This window comes from Oligosphaera ethanolica (assembly GCF_030814695.1).
GTDB classification, from domain to species: Bacteria; Verrucomicrobiota; Lentisphaeria; order Oligosphaerales; family Oligosphaeraceae; genus Oligosphaera; species Oligosphaera ethanolica.
Genome location: NZ_JAUSVL010000001.1, coordinates 4,857,916 through 4,878,714, shown reverse-complemented (window position 1 = coordinate 4,878,714; position 20,799 = coordinate 4,857,916). Strand labels below are relative to the sequence as shown.

Here is a 20,799-nt window from a genome sequence, read left to right as displayed (position 1 = left end):
AACACAAAAACATTTGCAGAGGGGAGAGTCCAACCATGAAGTTCGCACGCTACGGCAAATCGTACCAGATGGTCATTGAAAATGGCCAAGACCTGTCCGAAGTCCTCCAACTTGACGAGGCCCTCTGGGGCGCCACCAGCGCCCCGTCCCATGTCTTCCACTGCGACCCGCAACTCATCACCGCCCTGGACCAGGGCGCCAAGGGCCGCGTCACCTGCGAAGACATCAAGGCCGCCATTACCTGGCTGCTCAAACAACTCCCCGACAAGAGCAAAATCACCAGCGACTTCGACGGCAAGCTCGCTTTGGCCGACATCAACGCCGGTGATGACAGCGGCAAGGCCCTCACCGCATCAGCCAAGTACATTCACAAAGAACTGGCCAGCAGCGACGCCAGCACCATCTCCCTGGCGCAAATTCGCTCCTTCCTCAGTACTGTGCAGGCTCGCGCCCTCAATGGCGACGGCGTCCTCACCGCCAAATCCGCCGGCGACAACGCCGCGGTCAAGGAAATCCTCGCCGATATCGTCGCCGCCACCGGCGGCACCAAAGACATCGACGGCTCCATGGGCGCCAGCGAGAAAGAACTCAACGACTTCCTGGCGGCCATCCCGCCCTTCCTCGAATGGCTCGCCCAAGGCGAGATTCCCGCCGGCTGCGATACCACGGCCATCATGACCTGCGGCGCCGACACGCCCGCCCTCAGCGCCCTGCTGCAGACTCACAGCGCCAAGATCGACAAGGTCTTCGAACTCAGCCGCCTGCTGGCTTTTGACGGCCGCCTGCAAACCAAGGCCATGGCCCCCGACGCCAAGGTTGCCGCCTTCGACCCGGCCAATCAAGACGAGGTCAACGCCTACCTCCAGGCACTGCCCTTCGCGCCACCCAACGCCGAATCGCTGCTGCCCCTCGATATAACCAAGATCAACCCGCTCTACCAAGGCTGGTGGCAAGACGTCGTCAACAAGATCATCAAGCCGCTTCTCGGCGATCAGACCACGACCCTCACTCCCGCCGACTGGCAGAAAATCAAAGACCTCTTCGCGCCTTATATGGCCTACCTCGCCGCAAAAAAAGGCGGCATCGTCGAGAAAATTCCTGCGGACAAGCTCCGCGCCTACCTCGCGAACGACGCCCTCATCGCGGAAGTCCGTAAACTCCTGGTGATGGACAAGGCCGTGGCCGAAACCGTCCGCGCCGCCAAGGAAGTCGAGAAACTCCTGCTCTATCGCAGCTACCTCATCCGTTTCGTCAACAACTTCGTCTGCTTCCGCGATCTCTACGCTGAAAACAGCCACGCGCTCTTTGAGTGCGGGTCGCTGGTCATTGATGGTCGCTGGTTCAATGTCGCCTTGAAGATCGACACCATCGCTAACCACCAGCTGCTGGCCAAGAGCAGCCAGATGTTTACTCTCTACGTTGAAGTCGAAAAGAGCCCGACCGACAAGATGATCGTGGTCGTCCCTGTCACCTCCGGCAGCAAGGGCAATCTCGTCGCCGGTAAACGCGGCGTCTTCTACGATATCAACAAAAAAGACTACGACGCCAAGGTCCTCCAGGTGGTCGAAAATCCCGTCTGTATCCGCGAAGCAATGTACGCGCCCTTCAGTCGTCTGTGGGGACTAATCGAAGGCAAGATCGAAGGCTTGTCAGGCGCTGCGGAAAAAAATCTCCAAGGCAGCCTCAACAAGGCGCTCACCCCTGGCGCCGCGCCCGCCCCCGCACCGGCGGCGACGACGCCCAAAAGTGACAGCAAGATGCCCGGCGGTACGATGCTCATTGGCGCCAGCGTTGCCTTCGCTGCCTTGGGGTCGGCACTGGCCTTCATCACCAAAACAGTGTCCGGCATGACCGGCCTGCAAATCTGGATTGGCGTGCTCTGCGCCATTCTGGCGCTGATGCTGCCGGTGATCCTCATCGCCGTCATCAAACTGAACCGCCAGGACCTCAGCTCCATCCTCGAAGGCTGCGGCTGGGCCATCAACCTGCGCATGCGCCTGGACTCCAAACTGCGCAATCAGTTCAGTAACTTCGGTATCTTCCCCAAAGACGCCGTAGGCACGCCCCGCAGCTTCTGGCTGCGCAATACCCTGATCGCCATCCTCATCATCCTCCTCTGCGCCGGCGGCTGCCACTACCGCAATGTCCGTAAACAACAGGCCGCTGAACGCGAAAAGGCCGCCCAAATCGAGGCCGAAGCAAAAGCAAAAGTAGAGGTCATCGAACAAGCCAAAGTTGAGGCCGAGGCAAAGGTTGCCGCCGAAGCAAAGGCCGCTGCCGCTCCCGCCGCTTCCGCCGCGCCCGCCGCCAGTAAATAACGACACGAACCAGCCCAGGGGCACCGCGCCCTGCCAGGACGGCGTAACCGGCCACGCTCCCGCGCGGGTTACGCCGTCCTGTTGTCCAAGTTCGAGGCCATCCGAAAAGCCCCAGGCGATTTATGTCTGTCGTAATCGCTTTCACCAAGCTATCTTTTGGCTTTAAATATAGACATATTCGCCGCATAAACGGTGGTGAAAAGTTCAGGCCATGCTCGGAGCCGAAAAGGGATAGGTAGGAGAGCGCGAGGGGGCGAAAAGGGGCAATGCCTCTTTCCTCCCCCTCGAAAACCTAACTATGCTTTTCGGTTAACCTCGAGTTCATCGCGGAGTCCCGCCCATGTCATCGCCCATCGACCTGCCCATTGTCCGCCTGACTGCCAGTCAATTCTGGAAAGACGACTTTCCCTTCAGCATCTTCACTATCCGGCACAACAGCGAGAGCTACCCCCATCAGTACTGCCGGAATTTCTGGAAGATCATCTACGTCATCGCCGGCCATGGCGCCGAAGTCATCGACGGTGTCGCCTACGACCTCCAGCCCGACACGCTCTTTGTCATCCATCCCGACGACGTCACCAGCTTCAGCATCGCCCCCAGCGACTGCATCGAAATCTGCAATATCATCTTCCTGCCCGAGCTTATCGCCTTCGGTACCGACCTGCTCGATAAACCGGCGGATTTCCTGCAAATTCTCCAGCCCGACGCCAAACCCGCTGCCCAACGCGAACTGCGCGAACGGCTCTACATCCAGAAAGCCGACAGCAGTACCGCCGCGCTTATCCGTGCCATGCTCAAGGAATTCAACCAGGCCAAGACCAACTACCAAGCCGTTCTGCGCTTGCAGTTGCTGGAACTGCTCTGTCTCATCGCCAGACAGAGCGACCAGAAAAGCCACCGTGGCCACGGCAAGGCCATCGCCGACCAGGCCGCGCAATTCATCCGCGAACATTTTCGCGACGACATCAGCGGCGACGCCCTCGCCAACCGCCTCGGTGTCAGCCGGCAATATCTCAGCCGGGTCTTCAATCGGCATTACCACTGCTCGCTCGGCGAGGCCATGCGCAATCAACGCCTCGGCGTCGCCCGCCAGCTGATCATCCACGACCAGTCGCTGACCATTTCCGAAATCTGCTACGCCTGCGGCTTCAATGACCTCAGCTTCTTCTACCGTCTCTTCAAAGCCGCCTACGGCTGCCACCCCGGCGCCCTCCGCAAATAAGTCAATACTATCCGCCGAGAAAATGGCCTTCGTCGCGCCTCGCGTGAGATAATTCAAGGGGCGGACACATGGGTCCGCCCCTACATCGCGCCTTCGCGCCTTCGCGTGAGATATAATCTCATCGTCTTTCTACCGGCGGCGTTAATCGGCGCCATCTATGGGGCGGACACATGGGTCCGCCCTTTCATCGCGCCTTCGCGCCTTCGCGTGAGATATAATCTGCATCGTCTTTCTACCGGCGGCGTTAATCGGCGCCATCTGCGGATAGAAAAGAGTCAGTCCCCGAGGTGCCGGCCGTCGCGCAGGTACGCCACGTAGTCGGCCACGGCGTCTTCCAGGCTCAGCATGGGCCGCTTGTAGCCGGCCTGGCGGATCTTGTCGATCTCCAGACAAGTGTAGTACTGGTAGCGCGCGCGCAGGGCCTCGGGCATGTCGATGTAGTGGATGTCCTCTGGCAGCGCCATGGCCGCAAAGACCGCCCGGGCCAAGTCGTTCCACGACCGGGTCGCCCCAAAGCCGATATTGAAGATGCCGCAGGTGTCGCGGCCGTCCTGCAAAAAGAACAGCGTCATCAACGCGGCGTCTTTGACGTAGAGAAAATCCCGCACCTGTTCGCCATCGGCATAATCCGGCCGGTAGGACTTGAAGAGCCCGACGCGCCCCGTCGCGCTGATCTGCTCATAGGCGCGCAGGATCATGCTGCGCATGTGAGCCTTATGGTACTCGTTGGGCCCGAATACGTTAGAGTACTTCAGCCCAACAAAGGACGCGCCATTGCCCGTGAACTTGCCCAGCCAGCCCCGTTGATACAGCCACTGATCGAACAACAGCTTCGAATAGCCGTATTTGTTCAGTGGGCGCAGCGCAAACATGCCGGCTTCGTCATCCTTAAACCCGCTTTCGCCATCGCCGTAGGTCGCCGCACTGGACGCGTAGACCATGCGGCTGCCCTTGGCCACCGCATATTCAGCCAGGAGCTTCCCATACGCGAAGTTATTGTCGGCCAGATAGCTGGCGTTGACTTCCGTGGTATCTGAGCAGGCGCCGAGATGCACAATCGCCTCGACGGGCCGCTGCCAGCGCCCGCTGAGCAACAGCTGTCTGAACTCATCCTTCTCCAGGTAGTCCTGAAAGCGCAACGCGCGCAGATTCTGCCATTTCTCGCTCTCGCCGAGATGGTCAACAATGACGATGTCATCCCGGCCCTGCTGATTCAATGTCCACACCAGTGCACTGCCAATCAGCCCTGCGCCGCCTGTTACTACGATCATAAGCTCGTCCTCGTTAGTATCCTGCTCTCAATTACCCTGCCAGAGCGCCGCCGCACATGGCGCGGCGCGCCGGCCTCATTCGCGTTTACTGGCGCGCACATTGTCCAGCCAGCACGCCGCCTTGACATCGCCGTCAGCGACGAAGCCTAGCCAGGTCACAGCCTGCCAATCGTCATCGACATGCCGAACATGCCAACGCTGCTCCTGGCCATCCGGCCCGATCATCACCAGCGTGCTGCCCTGCGCAGCCGCATTACCCAGGGGCGTTTCCAGTTGTATGCGGAACCAGCTATCAATCGGCAGTGTCGTCAGTTCGCGATATTCGCCTTCCGCTGCGCCGGCTTCGCGCACGGACAGCACGCCCTCGCGGAACTGCAGACTCGGTCCCGTGCGATAGGGCTGCTCGTTGTCACGCAGCTCCACATAGAGCACCATCGTCGCCTCCAGATTGATGTCAAAAGACAGCAGCAACGTGCCGCTCTGCCAGCGGTCCAGCAAACACCAGTGGGGATTGAAGCGGTGCTTCAATCCCGGCACGTCCTGTATCTTCAGGCAATGCCGCCCGTATTTCGCGCGCTCAGTGGTTACTACGATCGAGTCACCGCGATTCTCCGTGAAAACCTGCCCGTCGGGCTCGGCCCCCGGCGCCACATCCTCGAAGTCGTGAACAGCGGGACTAAGGCGTTCCGGCGGCCGCGCCGTGAACTCGAAGGGAGCCACCTCTAGAGACGCCGCGATGGCTTTCCAGGCATCATCGCCATAGACTCCCGCACGCGTGTAGTCAAAGGGCTTGAAGCCGATCTTCGCCGCTGGCGAACCCGGTCGCAAGCGATAATCGCCAGCAGCGGGATCGACAAAGAGCGGGTCGGCGATGACATCGCCCTCCCCGCGTCCCAGCGCTTGCCATTCCGCAAAGCTCTTGCCATTGAAGGTCACGTCGCCAGCGGTGTTCCAGTAGAGGTTGCTGCGGAATTCCACCATATCGTCCAGCGTCGGCCGAGTGAACAGCGGGCTGTCATTGTCCCAGTAGACAATGTTGTTGCTGAAGAGGAAGCTGCGGTGGTCTTCCTTGCGCGACCGCTGAATCTGGCCATCGAGACCGAATGCGAAGATGTTGTTGCGCAGGATGTTGTCCCGACCGTAATGCTGATGGAAGCCGCTCTTGCGCGTGTGGTGCACCAGGTTGTTCTCCATGACCATCTCGGCGCTGCCCTCGTCCGTGTACAGCCCCGAACTGCCGGCGCCATAGTAGTCGTAGGAATAAATGTGGTGGATGTGGTTGTTGCTCACCGTCGTGCCGGGCGAATGCCCGAGCGAATAGACGCCACCAAGATCGCTGAGAATACCCTGGCCAATATGGTGAATGTGGTTGAAGTCAATGACGTTGCGATGTGCGACCGTCGGACGATAGCCCCAGGTCCAGCCCACCGACACGCCGGTGTAGATGAAGTCACCGATGTCATTGTGGGTCACGCGGTTGTCACTGGCATGGCCGATCCACACGCCAATGGCGCCGTGGTGAATGCGCCCGCCACGCTGGATGATGCAGTTGTCCACTACCGTGAACTGGGTGACGTCGCCCGGCCGGAAATCCGCATTGGCTTGCGCCAAACCGATCTTCACGCCGCCAGCGCCCAAATCGTGAATATAACAGCGGGACAGCTCATTGCGGAAACAGCGGTCGCGCCACCAGAACGCATAGCCGCCAATGGACGACACTTCGCAGTCGACAAAGCGGATACCCTCCGCACCATCGGCCTCAATCGCCGCGCCAATGTCCGTTTCAGCTTGTCCGGAGCTGTGCCCTTCCGGCGGCAAGGTGTAGCCGCTATGGCCGAAACGCAGGCCACGGAAATGGATATTACCGACCCACTGCCCGACTTCGGCGTCGCCCCGAAAACGCAGGAATGCCGTGCCCAGCGGCGCGACCACCTTGGTATTGTCCGGCGTCTGTCCCAGCAGGGGAATGTAGCTCAACAGTCCATCACGACTCAGAAACCACTCGCCCGGCGCATCCAGCGCCTCGGCGTAATTCTCCAGATGGTAGCGCTGCCGGGCATTCCAACGCATAAAGGGCCAGCGGGCATTGCCAGTTGTGTGCACATTGCCGCTGTCGCCCTCAACTGCGTAAAGACGGTGCCGGCTTGATTCCCAAGCGTGATAGGCTACCGCGACCACGTCCTGCAGCTCCGTCGCCGACCGACCGGCCAACACCGCCACGTCGTCCTTCTCGGCTTGAAAAGAGCGACTGGCCAAACTGTCCATCTTGCCACTACGTGGATCCATCGCGTATTTCAGCGGCCGCACCATGTAAAAATACTCGTGCTGCAACGCCACGTTAGGCGTCCGCGCCCGCACTGCATGACGGTCATTAACGTACAGCTGCTCAAAATACCACGCGCCGGAAGCGACCTCAGGCAGTCGTAGACGCCACACGCCGCGATCATCCACCACGAAGCCGCTGAGCTCGCGCCCCGCGCAGAAATGCGGCTTCGCGCCTGCCGCCGCCGCGTAAGTCACCGGCGCGTCGGGCGTGCCGCTGTCCGCCGGCATAAACCGCACCGGCTCAGTCAATGGATAGCGCCCGTCCTGAAACAGCACGTCGACGGCATCGCTGCGCGACAGACCACCTGCCCGCGCCGCAGCCACCGCCCGCCGCGCGCCGTCCAAACTCGCCAATGGCCCGTCGCTGCGCGCAGCGTTGGGCCGTTCCAACCGACCGCTCCACGCGTCATCGCCATCCACCGCCACGTGCAGCGTCAGCGCGCCAGCTTGGCCCGACCACATCGCCAACAGACACATTCCCATCAACGTCGTTTTGTGAGTCATCAAGTCCTGCCTTCCTCGCGGACATGCTAAGGGCTGACTGGCATTACCGACACCGCACAAAAACATCACGCCCGGCGCCGATGTAGCCACGAAAAACACGACCCCGGAATGTAATGCCCAAAACCACCCCCTGCCACTGAACTGGTAACGCTCACCGCCCCCCAGTGGCCCTTTGCTTTGCTAGGCGTTGGCAGCGATGGCTCCGGGCGGTATATTGGCCGTCGTGTAAGAATTCTGCCAAAACCACGACTGCCGACGTGAACCCACGCACGACTAGTCGGATGTTTGGCCGCGCCGACACGCGCAGCTCACAATCTACATTATCTGCCGCAAAGCCACCGCAACAGAACAGCGAAGTACCTTTCACATGGCCCAGAATCGCGCTTTTATCTTCGACATGGACGGCACGCTCATCGACTCGGAGCGGGTGTGGATTGAGGCCATTCATGACGCGCTGCGCGCCCGGGGCGTGCCGGTTGCTTTTGCCGAAGTCGAACGTCTGGAATACGGCCGGTCGTGGCAAGACATCTATACGGACGTCAAGGCGCGCTGGCCCGACGCCTATGCCGACCGTCAGGCGATGGAAGCCGTCACCGAAAAGCGCTACAACGAAATCACCGCCGCGCGTGACATCCGCATCCCAGGCTCCATCGCCCTGCTGCGGCGGCTGGTTGACGCCGGGCGGGTGGTGACTATCGTCTCTGGATCGACGCGCCGACGCATAAACGAGTTCATCGAGCAGTCGGGGCTGCAGGACGCCATCGGCCATTTTGTCGGCTGCGAAGACTACCACCGCGGCAAGCCGGCGCCGGACTGTTTCCTGCTTGGCGCCGAACGCCTCGGTGTCGAGCCGGCGCGCTGCGTGGTCTTCGAAGACGCCACGGCTGGCGTGCGCGCCGCCAAAGCCGCCGGCATGTTCTGCGTCGCCCTGCGGCGCCCGGAATGCCCACCGCAGGTGCTTAAGGACGCCGATCTCATTCTGCCAGATCTGTCGCTGTTCGCGGAAGAGCAGCTGGACTTACTTTCTGAGCTTCAATCCCAAACCGAGCCTGCTTGTCAGTGCTGCCAGTCACGTCATCAGCAAATACAGGAGAGACCATGAAAAAGATCGCCCTCGTCGGTTGCGCACACATCCACACGCCCAATTTCGTCAAGAAACTCGTCGCACGGCCGGACATCCAAGTCGTATCGGTGTGGGATCACGACGACGCCCGCGCGCAGAAGAACGCCGCCGAGCTCAAGAGCAGCTGCGTGGCCACGCCAGACGCCATCTGGCAGGACAAGAGCATCGACGCCGTCGTGATCTGCTCGGAGACCAACCGCCACGGCGATCTGGTCATTCAGGCCGCCCAAGCCGGCAAACATCTCTTCGTGGAAAAGCCCCTGGGCTTTTCGGCTGCCGATGGCTGGGCCATGGCGGCGGCTATCAAAAAGGCCGGCGTGCTGTTCCAGACGGGCTATTTCATGCGTGGCCTGCCCATTCACCAATTCATCAAACAGCAACTCCAGGCCGGCGCTTTCGGTAAAGTCACCCGCATCCGCCATTCCAATTGCCACGGCGGCTCTCTTGGCGGCTGGTTTGACAAGGACTGGCGCTGGATGGCCGACCCGGCCATCGCCGGCTGCGGCGCCTTTGGCGACCTCGGCACCCACTCGCTGGACATTATCCTCTGGTGGTTAGGCGTCGCCCCCGACCGCGTCACCGCCAATATCGAAGTCGTCACCAAGCGTTACGGCGACTGCGACGAATCCGGCGAAGGCCTGCTGCGCTTCCCCGACGGCTGCACCGCCACCCTCGCCGCCGGCTGGGTGGACGTGGCCAACCCCGTCACCTTCCTGGTCAGCGGCACCGAGGGCCACGCCCACATCAGCAACGGCCAGCTCTTTTTCACCAGCAAGCACGTCGAAGGCGCCGATGGTAAGTCGCCGTGGACCGCCCTGCCCGAGGCGCAGCCGCACGCCTTCGATCTCTTCCTCGACGCCGTCAATGGTAAGAAGACCGCGCTGGTCAGCGCTAGCGAGGCCGCGTTGCGCAGCGCCGTCATGGAAGCCATGTATGCCAGCGCCAAAGACCAGCGCTGGCATAAGCCCGTCATGGCCTGAACAACAAGCTGCGCAGTCCACGCAGAGCCGCACCCGGCAACGCTTCCCCCATAAAACAATCCGAAACGCATCCAGTACAGGTCCACATCCAGCATGGCGGCCACGCGACAACGACGGCACTTATCCGACCGTCATCGTGTGGCCGCCGGCACCACCAGGAGAACACGCCGATGCTTACCCGCCTGACTGCCCTCCCCTTGTGCCTGGCTCTGCTTGCCTGCTGTGCCGAACTACCCGTCCCCACCGGCGACTTGGCCCTGTGGGCGCCACACAACGATGGTGGCGCCGCTCCGGCCATGAGCGTCGTCAATGACGAGCAGAAGCAGCCAGTCATGCGTTTCGCCTATACGAGTAAGCCCGGCAACAACTGGGGCAGCGCCAGCCTCAAGCCTTTCCGCATCGACCCCAATGCCACGGCGCTGGCCTTCGAGCTTTTCGTGGAATCCGCCGCGCCAGCGGCAGTCATGCACATCTGGTTCTTTGAGGAGGATGGCGATGCCTGGATGACCCGGATCGTACCGGAAGACCAAAAGAACATCCCAGCCATTCAGAACCAATGGCGAGACGTCACGGTGTCACTGGCACAGCTGAGCTTTCAGCCGCGCGGCAATGGCCAGCGGGGCTTTTTGAGTACGGCCCATGTGGTCATGAACTTCAATTTCGGCGACCAGGTCGTCCGCCTGCGCAATATGCGGCAGATTATCAGCGCCGGGCCAGCTGTAGAACTTCCCCGCCAAGCTATCGCCACGCCAGTCGACCCGCCTGGCCGGCGCATCGCCATCTTCAGCGACGACGCCTTCCCGCGCGAACCCGGCCACGCCGACCCGCAGCGCCTCGCCGAACTCCTCCGCCGCCGCGGCTTCCAACCCGTCATCATCAGCGACAGCGAATTAGCCGAGGAAAAGACTCTCGCCAAAGGCACCATCGATCTGCTTATTCTTCCCCAAGCGCCGTATTTCCCGCGTGAAGCCGCCGATTCGTTCCGCAACTACCTGCGTCAGGGCGGCGCCTTCTTCTCCATTGGCGGCTATCCCTTCGACACCCTCTTGAGCTACTACGGCCCCGGTCAGTGGCAGCCGCTACCCAGGGCCGTGTTAGCCGCGCAGATCGACACGCTGGCGAACAGCGCAGCCGCTTTCGGCCTCAACACGCGCTATGGCCAGGCCGGCGACACCATGAAGCTCTCACCCTATCAGATCGGCGTCTGCGACCCGTCCTTCATCCTTGAGCATGTCCACAGCCTGCGCCTGTCGCCGGAGCAGGAGCTGGTGTCCACGACCTGGGACAACATCGGTCCGCTGGCAGGCCCGGCAGCCGTCGCCATGACGGGCTCGAACAACCCCGTCTTTCCCCGCGTCCACGGCCGCTACCTGCCGCTGCTGCAGGCGCGGGATATCTACGGCCGCAATCGCGGCCCAGTCGCGGCGGCCGTCTTCAATCACGGCAATCCCTGGAACGGCTCCAACTGGGCCTTTGTGACCGCCACCAACCGCAATCTCTTCGATGGCACGCAGCCCGCGCTCGACGAGCTCTTTGTCGCCACCTGCGAACGCCTGCTGGCTGCCGCCTACGTCGTCCACAGCGACTGCGACAAGCCCTGCGCCCGCCCCGGCGAAACCGTGGAGCTCACGGCGCACTTCCGCATTCACGATAGTCTCAAGGACGGCCTAAGCGTCCAATGGCTGCTTGACGGCAAGGCCATCCACGAAGCTGCGTTAAGCGCCATCACGCCCATTGACACCCTGCCCGCCTATGGCGCGGCCGACCAGAGTGCGACCTGGACCGTTCCGGCCGACAGCACGCAGGACTTCCATCGCTTCGAGGTCGTCCTCCGCCGCAATGGCCAAACCCTCGACCGCGTCAGCAACGGTTTGGCAGTCTGGCAGGAAGAAAGCATCAAGCAGGGCCTCAGCGTCAGCCAGAAAGACAACTACTTCTACCTCAATGACCGGCCCTGCTTCTTCACCGGCACTAACACCACCGGCATGATGTGGTTCTCGGACAACGAGAATCCCCTCGTCTGGCAACAGGACTTTCAAGGCATGCGCGACTACGCACTCAACACTCTGCGCATTCTGCACTTCTCACCCTTCTGCAAAGTCCCCGGCGCGCACAGCCACGGCCCACTGGACTTGCGCGAACGCCCGGAACGGACCCAGCGCCAGACCGACGCCATCGTCCAGATCGCCCAGACCAAGCAGGTCACGGTCTTCCTCACCCTCCATGACTGGCAGGGCCTGGACCTCTCCGACGAAGAACTCGCTGTCCAGCAAGACTGGAATGCGTTCTGGACCCGCCGTTATCGCGATGTGCCCGGCATTTTCTACGACACCCAGAACGAGCCCAGCACCCGCCTCACCAACAACGACGTCCTTCAGCCGCTTTTCCGCCAGTGGCTCGCCGAGCAATACGGGTCTTTCGCCAAGGCACAGGAGGCATGGCGGCAACGCGGCGGCGAAGACGGTATCGATTTCGCCGCCAAGGCCAGCGGTTGGGACGATCTTCGCGCCCGCGATAATGAAATCTTCCGCGCCCATATCTTCCGCCGCTGGGTCGCCAAAAACCGCGACGGCGTCAAGGCCGGCGACGGTGACGCACTCAACACAGTGGGCTATCTGCAGAATCTCACCTCGTCAGACAAATACTGGGGCTCCCAGGAGCAGGACTTCACCAACGTCCATCACTACGGCGCCCTGGCAAACCTCCGCTCCGTCCTCAAAATGATGGACCGGCGCTACGCCGGCAAAAGCTTCTCCCTCGGCGAGTTCGGTTCGCGGGTGGCCCATAGCGCGCGCACTACCGGCCAGTGGGGCGACCCCGCCGACGCGTCAGTCAAGCATTTTCTCGCGGTGGGACACTGTGCCTTCGGCATGGGCGCGGCTTTCATCGCCAACTGGTCGTGGAAGGACTTCCAAGACTGCGTCTTCCCCTGGGGCATCACCCACGCCGACCTCACCGCCAAACCCGTCCTGCAGGCCTACCGCAACTTCGCATTGCTCTGCCGCAATGCAGAACCAGTCTATACCGCGCCCAAACTCTACCTGCTCGTGCCTGACGGCTGCCGCTACGGTTATCGTCAGAACGACATCCACGAAGCCCTGCGCCTCGCTGTCGATGCCCTCCTGACGCTCAACGTGCCCTTCTCCGTCATCCACGAGTGGGACCTGGCGCGACTCCCCAAAGAAGCCACGGCGCTGATCTGGCCGATGGCCTATGCCGCCAAGGACGAGAGTTTCGCACAAGTGCGCGACTTCGTCCGCAATGGCGGGCAACTCCTCTTCAGCGGTGATGTCCGCTACGGTTACGACCGCCAGGCCAACCGGCTGGAGCGCCTTGAGCAACTGGGCATCCTCAGCTCGACGATGCCCGTCCCACTCACCGACGACGGCCCGGCTGCCACGAAACTCGTCTTCAGCCAGGACCGCAAGGTCGCCTGGCTTCCCGGCGCCTTCGAACTGAACAATATGAAAGCGCCAGACGCCATCCGCGACGCCTACCGCGATTTCCTCGACTCGCAGAGCACAGTCAAACGCCTCGTCCTCAATATTGACGACGGCACCGTCCTGGCGTCGTACGTGCCCTTGCGCAATGGCCAGGCGCTCACCGTGGTCAATATGTCCCCCGAACGTCGCACAATCGTTGTGCCCGCGCAAGACGGCACGCCCGAAATCGCGGTCGCCGTCGCTGGCGACCGCACGGCATTTGTGATGCTGAACCGTGATGGCGCGGTCATCGCCGCGGCCGCACAAGGCAACATCAGCGTCGCCGACCGGCAAATCTGCCACGGCGAAGGCGACGTGGCCTTCGTCGCTCTGGACAATATCGACCTCACCGGGTCGCAACGCATCCTCTGCCTGCCCTTTGCCACCGGCAACGCCACCCTGAACCGCCAAAACGACGCGGCAGGTCTCTCAGGCGCCATCGGCGAATTCCGCAACGCCCACTGGACCGAGCTGGCGCCCTGCCCAGACACGCCGGCCGGCAAGGCCCTCACCATGAATATCGACGCCGTCTCAGCATACGATCTGCGCATACTGGCCGCCGCAGGCGAAGAGCAACGCGCTATCGCCGACCTCACCACCATTCTGCTGCTGAAACCAATGCCATGACGCCTGAAACCGGAGCCATTAACACAACATCATTCACAATACCTTGCCGCCTCCTGAGCGTTGTTTCTTCCCACTGATGCATAACAGTTTCACCCACTTGCATTTATTTTCGCTCAAACCGCTTGAACCCACTTATTCCTATTCTACATTAACTGCACGTTTGGGAGAGAATTCCCTCCCTGTTGGTCCCAGAAATACAGTCTTAGAATTAAGGAATGGACACATGAAAAAACTGATGTTCCTCGCTCTCATCGCCGCCCTGGTTCTCCCCGTTGTTGGCTGCAAGAAAAAAGAACCCACCTTGGAATCCATCGCTGCTGACGCGCAGAAGGCCGGCGAAGACCTCAAAAAAGACGCTGAGAAGATCAAAGTCGAACTGCCCAAGGAGTGATGATTTATCATCACGTCTTGTGACTGAAAAGAACGCCGCCATTTCCGATGGCGGCGTTCTTTTTTTTGTCTAGGCAGTCCAAATTACCAGCAGTGGCTTTTTCGCCTCAGGCCAGCGGCACTATAGTACCTTCATTCCGTGCCGCGATCATCGCGCTTTTATTGAGTGTATGTAGTCCACCACCCCATTCTGCGAGCAACCATGAATTACCCCCGCCCCACCACCAGCCTCGACAATCTCAACCAGGTCATGAGCGACGCCTACTGGCAGCTCTGGAATGACGACGTGCAGCGCCAGATTGACCGTGATATCGACGCCCACCGCAAAGCCAATGCCGATTTCGCCCCGCAGGGCCTCTGCCCCGGCTGCGACGTCAAGGTCGAGCAGCTCAGCCACGACTTCATCTTCGGCGCCCATATCTTCAACTTCAATCAGCTCGGTAGTGACGAACGCAACCGCCGCCACCAGGACCTCTTCGGCGAGCTCTTCAATTCGGCCACCATACCTTTTTACTGGAAAAAATTTGAGCTGGAAGAGGGCCATCCGCGTTTTGCGGCCGAATACCGCGACAGCGCGGAGTACTGGAACAGCATCAGCGACCCGAAGAACGAGCCGCATTGGCGCCGGCCAGCCACAGACCCCATCGTGGCATTCTGCGAGGGCAAGGGCATCCGCCTGCACGGCCACACCCTCAGCTGGGGTAATTACAAGTGGCAATTCCCCGCCTGGCTGCTCAAGAAGCTCCCGGCGCGCTATCACGGCGCTCTCGCCAATGACGGCAACAGCGACCGCAATCCCACGACGGAAATCTTCAAGGACTTCAGCGCCGAACAACTCGAAGTGCTGCTGCCGGAATTCACCAGCGAAATCAACAGCGCTTTTGCCAAGCGCATCATGGACATCGCTCTGCGCTACAAAGGCCGCCTCCACAGCTGGGACGTGGTCAATGAAAGCGCCACGGATTTCAGCAAGGGCCTGATGCAGCCCAACAGTGGTCTCTGCAAAAGTACCTACGGCCTCATGCCCGGTGACTACACCTACCGTTCCTTCAAGGTCGCCGACGGCGTCTTCCCCAAAGGCGTCAAACTGAACATCAACGACTATTTCCTCAATCAGCACTACCGCGACCAGGTGCAAGACCTGCTGGCCCGCGGCTGCAAGATTGACATCGTTGGTGCCCAGATGCACCTCTTCAACCCCCAGCAGTGCCTGGACATCGCCGCCGGCAAGCCGATCCAGGCACCGCAGGCCGTGTGGGACACCATGAAGACCATCAGCGAACCCGGCCGGCCCCTCCATCTGAGCGAAATCACCATCACCGCGCCCAACAACGACGCGCAGGGCCAGGCCATCCAGGCCGTCATCACCCGCAATCTCTACCGCCTGTGGTTCAGCATCAAGGCCATGATGGGCGTCACCTGGTGGAACACCGTCGATGACTGCGGCGCACCCGGCGAACCGTCCGTGTCCGGCATCTTCTCACGGGACATGGAGCCCAAGCTGGCGTACTTCGTGCTGGACGATCTGATCAACCACGAATGGCGCAGTAACCTGGTTGTCAAGGCCGACAAGGACGGCCACGTGGCCTTCCGCGGCTTCCGCGGCAACTACCGCCTCAGCTGGCAAGACGCCGCCGGCAAAGACCACAACACCGTCTGTGCCCTGCACTGACACGGAGCCATTCGCCATGCCATTTTGTTGCCATATGCTGAAAAATCTGGTCGCCTGCCACAGCACGCCCGGCGATGAAGACGACGTCGCCAAGCTGCTGCTTGGCCAATGGTCACAAGCCGGCTGGACCTGCCAACACCACGGCCGCTACGCCATCAGCGCTACATCGCCAAAATGGCATGACGACTGGCTTACCGTGATGATCTGCGCCCACATGGACTCGCCGGGATTCATCGTCCAAAGTGTCAATGCCGGCAGGATTGTCGCCGTCACTCTCGGCGGCATCAGCGCCGATAGCGCCGACGGGGCAGCCGTCACCGTCAAGACGGCGTCTGGGACCGTCCCGGCGCGGGTGTGGGCAATGCCCGATCGTCCCGGCAACTTCCAGGTGATATGCCACCCCCCGATCTCCCGCGGCGACCGCATCTGTTTCACGCCGTCGTTCAAGGCAACGCCGGAGGACATTACGGCGCCCTTTCTCGACAACCGCCTGGGCTGTCATCAGCTCGTTTTGCTGGCCGAGGCTTTTTCCAGCATGGCGTCTGCCAATAGCCCGCAGGCAGTCAATATCGTCCTGGCAGCGACAGCCCAGGAGGAGTTCACCGGCTTTGGCGCCGCCGTGCTGGCCAATGCCTGCAAAGCCGACCTGGTGATCTGCCTCGATGCCACCTATGCCGACGAAGAACAAGGCGTTCTCCTCGGCAACGGCCCGGTCTTGACCATCAGCGACAAGTCGGTCATCCTCGGCCAGCAGCAGGCCGAATGCATCCTTGAGCTATGCCGGCGCTGGTGCTTGCCTCTGCAAACCGAAGTCTACAACTACAGCGGCACGGACGCCCGGGCCTTTCCCCAGCAGGGCTGCGACACACCGGTGTATCCCATCCTGTTGCCGACCACGGGCAACCACAGCCCGAATGAGACGGTGCGCAGCAACGACATTCACACCCTGCAGAAGCTGCTGGCCAATCTCTGCAATGATCCAGAAGCCGTCAAGGCCCTGTGTTCACAAACCTTCGCATAGTCGTATCCGGTCAATCATTGATAACCATAGCAGTAGTGCCTCTACGAGGCACTGCCTGTTGGCAGGATGCGTCCCCAGGCTAAAGCCTGAGGTTAAGCATAGTTAAGCGCCTACGGCGCAAAAAGATAGCCATTGAATAAAGGTGGCTTTCGGCCCGGATCAGACAAAGTAAGTCGCCTGGTCAGCCAAGTTCGGCCCGGAGGGCCGTACCATGCATAGCCCCGGGTGAGGCGCCCGGAGGGCGCCGCAACCCGGGGTGTGACAGCAACTTGGAATTGCGCCTGAAGGGCGCCACATTTGCTTGACACGTCACGTCTTACTGAGCCAGAGTGAGGCAGTCGTACCGACATTATCAATGGCTCCTATGAAACCGATGCTCTTCATTTAACGGTATCCATGGCACTTGTTCAACCAAGCAACCTTTTCTCGTCGTGCATTTCCGCCGCGAAGCGGCAGAAGCGCTGAAAGCGCGAAACATACCAGCCCAGGGCAAGCGGCGCCGAAGGCGCGCGCCGCCCTGGGAAGCGCGCCCTCTACGCTCGTGTTCCTCGGCCCCTTTGGCCCCAGTCGGCGAAGCTGACTGGGGCCAAAGGGGCAATGGAACTCACTTGCTTACCTGGGGGTAACGGCGGCAACATATCTGGCATCCAATATCAATGACTCCTATGAAACCCGCTGCCGCGAAGGTCGGCGGAAATCAAGGTCGAATGGCTGGGCGGCGGCGGGCCGTGGGTTTCCTGCAAATTGTCCCCGGTGTTTTCCCCACCGGGGTGTACACTGACCTATTACGCTTAATCCTGAGGGACCGCGCAGTCGCTCTGCAGGAGCAGGCCCTTGCACCAGGCAAAAATATCCTGCCAGTTGCGTTCGGTCAGCGCCGGCGCCTCAGCTTCGCCCATGGCCATGTCGATCAGCCGCTGGCATTGTTGGACGGTCTGCGGCGAGTCCTGGTAGTCGCTTAGCCAGCCCGCTTCATAGAGATACACCAGACAGGCCCCGCTGAGTATCGCCGCCGGCGGCAGCGCCCGCGCCGCCAAAGCCCGGCAGGCATTGCACGACGCCCGAAAAAAATGCTCGTGGGGAACACCAGGCAGGACATTGTCCAGCGCGAAGCGCGCCAGCCAACACGCCGCCTGGAAATTGCCATAGTCGGCCGACACCCCGCTGAAATCCTCCAGCAAGTCGCTGTCCTGGCATTTCTGCAGCTCGTTTTTACCCGGCGCATAGCGCACCTGTAGGCACCGGAAAAGATCGAAATGCGGGAAGCGGCGTTTGCCGCTGTCCAGGGCATGGTAGATCAGAAAGGCCACTTTGCCCTGCCCTGGCGTTATGCCGTTGACGATGAGATCGCCCTCGCCAAAGGGGACTTTCCGCAGCACCAGATACTCTGTCTCAATGGCGTCGCTCATGGCTGCGTCACACTGCCCCGGCTGGCCACGATATAGGCTGCGGTAGTCGTCCAAGTCACTGGTCCAGCCACAAAGACTCGCTGCAGTAGCTGCCGGCTAGTCAGCAGATCGTCGTCGCTCAGGCCATGCCGCTGCAGACGGTCGCCGTAGCTGCCAGGCGTCCCGTCAAACCAGCGCGCAAGTTGCTGCATACTGACGGGCTGCTCGCGATGGAAATGTGTCAGTTCCACATGCACTTTCAGTCCGGCCGCCGCCAATGCCGCTTCGAGTTCAGCAACGTCCCAATTCACCACGGGGTCCTGCGCGTCGTTGTACACGGCCTCCTCGGCCCGGCGATAGCGTTCCACAAGAGCCGCCGGAACGACAGCACCGGGCACAGCGCCCGCGCCCGCGACGCCCCCCACGAGAAACTCGCTCAGGCGCTGGCTGCGCCGCGGCAAATTCTCGCAGAGGCTGATACTGCCAGCGGACCGCAGCAGGCCCGCCAAAACACTTGCCAGCGCTTCGCGTTCGGACACATTGGCGAAGAGATTCCGCCCAACCACGAAATCGAAGGTGATCGCCTCGCCGGTGCTGGCAGCGAGCATCGCCGGCAAGACCATGGGCTGACCGACTACGATCTGGGGCCGCAGCAGATCCGGCAGGTTGTCCGCTTGATCCCGAAGCACGCCGGCGGCCTGCTCGTTGCCTACCAGCGACCACACCCCGCCCTCGGGCACCTGCCGCAAGGCCTCCCAGGTGAAGGCGCCGCTGTCAGCCGTGATATCCAGCACCAACTCGTGGCGCTGCAGTCGCCGCACGGCGAAAAGCCGTTCGCGGATGCCCGCCAACTGCGGCCCCAGGGCGTCCACTGCCCGAGCCAGCCAGCGCTCGGTCGCCTTGTCCACCGGACTAAAGCTGAGGATTTCCGGCGGCGCCAGCGACTGCTCATTTTCACGGAGGGCCGCCAGCTGAATCTCCCGGCGCCGGCGCACGACGTCCGCCAGGTCCTTTTCAAAACCGATGACGCCGGGCTCGTAGAAGATCTTCCCCTGCAGCGAACTGGGCAGGTACTGCTGGGCTACCCAGTGATCGCGGTAGGCATGGGGATACTGATAGCCGACGCCATGACCGAAGCCCTCCTTGTCCCGGCTGGCATCACGCAGGTGATTGGGCACTTCGCCCTCGCGCTCGTTGGCGACCATCTTCATGGCGTCAAAAAAGCCCATCACGGAATTGGACTTCGGCGCCGTCGCGCAGTACAGCGCGGCATGCGAAAGCGGGAAATGGCCCTCCGGCAGGCCAATGCGGTCGAAGGACTCCGCCGCCGCCATCACAAAAGGCAACGCGTGTGGATCAGCCAGGCCGATGTCCTCACTGGCGAAGATGATCATGCGCCGGAAGATGAAACGCGGGTCTTCACCGGCATAGACCATCTTGGCCAGCCAGTACAGCGTCGCATCGGGATCCGATCCGCGCATGGATTTGATGAAGGCGCTGATGGTGTCAAAATGATAGTCGCCCTCTTTGTCATACAGCACCGCCCGGCGCTGGATGGACTCTTCAGCAACGGCCATGTCAATATGCACCTTGCCCTCGGCGTCAGGCTCGGTAGTCTCCACGGCCAACTCAATGGCGTTCAACGCCGCCCGCGCATCGCCATTGGCGACACCGGCCAGATGCGCCAGCGCTTCCTCGGCTATATCGACCCGCCTAGTGCCATAGCCGCGTTCGGGATCAAGCAGCGCCTGGTGGACAATCGCTTTGATGTGCTCCTCGGTCAGCGGCTTGAGCTGAAAAATCCGGCTCCGGCTGACCAGTGCCCGATTGACGGTGAAATACGGGTTCTCAGTGGTCGCGCCAATGAGGATCACCGTGCCATTTTCCACCCACGGCAACAGCGCGTCCTGCTGCGCCTTGTTCCAGCGGTGAACTTCGTCAATGAACAAGATGGTCCGCTGCTGAAACTCGCCTAGCCGCCGCTGCGCGGCAGTGGTGATATCCCGCAGGTCGGCGATGCCCGCCATGACGGCGTTGAGAGTCACGAAGCTGCTGCGGGTCGTGTTGGCAATCACGCTGGCCAGCGTGGTCTTGCCCGTACCCGGCGGCCCGTAGAAAATCAGTGACGACATCTGATCGGCCTGGATCGCCCGCCGCAGCAGCCGCCCCGGGGCCAAGATGTGCTCCTGGCCGATGTACTCATCCAGCGTCCGCGGGCGCATCCGGGCAGCCAAGGGCTGCTCGTCTTTCATCTTTTTTTCACGGACGTGATCAAAAAGGCTCTTCATAATCGTGTCAGTCCACTTGCCTGCCCTAAGGCGTTTGCCGCTTGCATAGTGCCACCCCGCGCGGCCTGCCGCCCCCTGCTCGCGCTGCAACCCGATTAAGGTAAAGGCCCGCAGGCGCTTTGCAATGACCGCCAGCCGATAAGAGCTGGTACCATCACGATGATGCGCCGCCGGCCGACGCCGCTGCG

At 61.4% G+C, this 20,799-nt stretch carries 12 protein-coding genes; 8 read left to right on the top strand and 4 right to left on the bottom strand.

The genetic code is table 11. The features are described 5' to 3' along the window. The first annotated feature begins 35 nt into the window (after positions 1 to 35). Positions 36 to 2,318, top strand: coding sequence for a hypothetical protein (locus J3R75_RS16920; RefSeq protein ID WP_307264084.1), 2,283 nt, complete (start codon positions 36 to 38; stop codon positions 2,316 to 2,318). Between the two features lie 340 nt (positions 2,319 to 2,658). Next, positions 2,659 to 3,540, top strand: a complete 882-nt coding sequence (locus tag J3R75_RS16915; RefSeq protein WP_307264081.1) for a helix-turn-helix domain-containing protein — start codon at positions 2,659 to 2,661, stop codon at positions 3,538 to 3,540. A 275-nt stretch (positions 3,541 to 3,815) separates the two neighbouring features. On the opposite strand, the gene rfaD is transcribed toward J3R75_RS16915, so the two are convergent. Continuing rightward, entirely contained in the window at positions 3,816 to 4,811 is a 996-nt protein-coding gene (gene rfaD / locus J3R75_RS16910; RefSeq protein WP_307264080.1) for an ADP-glyceromanno-heptose 6-epimerase, read from the bottom strand. Positions 4,812 to 4,886: 75 nt separating this feature from the next. After that, entirely contained in the window at positions 4,887 to 7,640 is a 2,754-nt protein-coding gene (locus tag J3R75_RS16905) for a right-handed parallel beta-helix repeat-containing protein (protein ID WP_307265546.1), read from the bottom strand. Between the two features lie 367 nt (positions 7,641 to 8,007). Between J3R75_RS16905 and J3R75_RS16900 the strand changes: the two genes are divergently transcribed. The 6 genes from J3R75_RS16900 to J3R75_RS16875 all read left to right on the top strand — a co-directional run bounded on the left by J3R75_RS16900 (position 8,008) and on the right by J3R75_RS16875 (position 16,935). After that, positions 8,008 to 8,742: an HAD family hydrolase gene (locus tag J3R75_RS16900; RefSeq protein WP_307264077.1), complete on the top strand. Its 735-nt coding sequence runs from the start codon at positions 8,008 to 8,010 to the stop codon at positions 8,740 to 8,742. Further along, positions 8,739 to 9,743, top strand: a complete 1,005-nt coding sequence (locus J3R75_RS16895; protein WP_307264074.1) for a Gfo/Idh/MocA family protein — start codon at positions 8,739 to 8,741, stop codon at positions 9,741 to 9,743. The genes J3R75_RS16900 and J3R75_RS16895 overlap by 4 nt, the downstream gene beginning before the upstream one ends. A 170-nt stretch (positions 9,744 to 9,913) precedes the next feature. Beyond that, positions 9,914 to 13,852 carry a type 1 glutamine amidotransferase family protein gene (locus J3R75_RS16890; protein ID WP_307264071.1) on the top strand — a complete coding sequence of 1,313 codons (3,939 nt, stop codon included), beginning with the start codon at positions 9,914 to 9,916 and terminating at the stop codon, positions 13,850 to 13,852. A 223-nt stretch (positions 13,853 to 14,075) separates the two neighbouring features. Beyond that, complete coding sequence (locus J3R75_RS16885) at positions 14,076 to 14,243, top strand: hypothetical protein (protein WP_307264067.1); 168 nt, start codon at positions 14,076 to 14,078, stop codon at positions 14,241 to 14,243. 201 nt (positions 14,244 to 14,444) lie between these two features. Next, positions 14,445 to 15,914, top strand: a complete 1,470-nt coding sequence (locus tag J3R75_RS16880) for an endo-1,4-beta-xylanase (RefSeq protein WP_307264065.1) — start codon at positions 14,445 to 14,447, stop codon at positions 15,912 to 15,914. 16 nt (positions 15,915 to 15,930) lie between these two features. Further along, positions 15,931 to 16,935 carry a M20/M25/M40 family metallo-hydrolase gene (locus tag J3R75_RS16875; RefSeq protein WP_307264063.1) on the top strand — a complete coding sequence of 335 codons (1,005 nt, stop codon included), beginning with the start codon at positions 15,931 to 15,933 and terminating at the stop codon, positions 16,933 to 16,935. A 791-nt stretch (positions 16,936 to 17,726) separates the two neighbouring features. Here the strand turns inward: J3R75_RS16875 and recO are convergent. Both recO and J3R75_RS16865 read right to left on the bottom strand, forming a co-directional pair. Beyond that, positions 17,727 to 18,344: a DNA repair protein RecO gene (gene recO, locus J3R75_RS16870; protein WP_307264060.1), complete on the bottom strand. Its 618-nt coding sequence runs from the start codon at positions 18,342 to 18,344 to the stop codon at positions 17,727 to 17,729. Further along, positions 18,341 to 20,611 carry an AAA family ATPase gene (locus J3R75_RS16865; RefSeq protein WP_307264058.1) on the bottom strand — a complete coding sequence of 757 codons (2,271 nt, stop codon included), beginning with the start codon at positions 20,609 to 20,611 and terminating at the stop codon, positions 18,341 to 18,343. Before J3R75_RS16865 ends, recO begins: the two co-directional genes overlap by 4 nt. Between the last annotated feature and the right edge of the window lie 188 nt (positions 20,612 to 20,799).

Coding starts and splice junctions, on each gene's coding strand:
- J3R75_RS16920 (WP_307264084.1), top strand. CDS start 36: ATGAAGTTCGCACGCTACGGCAAATCGTACCAGATGGTCATTGAAAAT.
- J3R75_RS16915 (WP_307264081.1), top strand. CDS start 2,659: ATGTCATCGCCCATCGACCTGCCCATTGTCCGCCTGACTGCCAGTCAA.
- rfaD (WP_307264080.1), bottom strand. CDS start 4,811: ATGATCGTAGTAACAGGCGGCGCAGGGCTGATTGGCAGTGCACTGGTG.
- J3R75_RS16905 (WP_307265546.1), bottom strand. CDS start 7,640: ATGACTCACAAAACGACGTTGATGGGAATGTGTCTGTTGGCGATGTGG.
- J3R75_RS16900 (WP_307264077.1), top strand. CDS start 8,008: ATGGCCCAGAATCGCGCTTTTATCTTCGACATGGACGGCACGCTCATC.
- J3R75_RS16895 (WP_307264074.1), top strand. CDS start 8,739: ATGAAAAAGATCGCCCTCGTCGGTTGCGCACACATCCACACGCCCAAT.
- J3R75_RS16890 (WP_307264071.1), top strand. CDS start 9,914: ATGCTTACCCGCCTGACTGCCCTCCCCTTGTGCCTGGCTCTGCTTGCC.
- J3R75_RS16885 (WP_307264067.1), top strand. CDS start 14,076: ATGAAAAAACTGATGTTCCTCGCTCTCATCGCCGCCCTGGTTCTCCCC.
- J3R75_RS16880 (WP_307264065.1), top strand. CDS start 14,445: ATGAATTACCCCCGCCCCACCACCAGCCTCGACAATCTCAACCAGGTC.
- J3R75_RS16875 (WP_307264063.1), top strand. CDS start 15,931: ATGCCATTTTGTTGCCATATGCTGAAAAATCTGGTCGCCTGCCACAGC.
- recO (WP_307264060.1), bottom strand. CDS start 18,344: ATGAGCGACGCCATTGAGACAGAGTATCTGGTGCTGCGGAAAGTCCCC.
- J3R75_RS16865 (WP_307264058.1), bottom strand. CDS start 20,611: ATGAAGAGCCTTTTTGATCACGTCCGTGAAAAAAAGATGAAAGACGAG.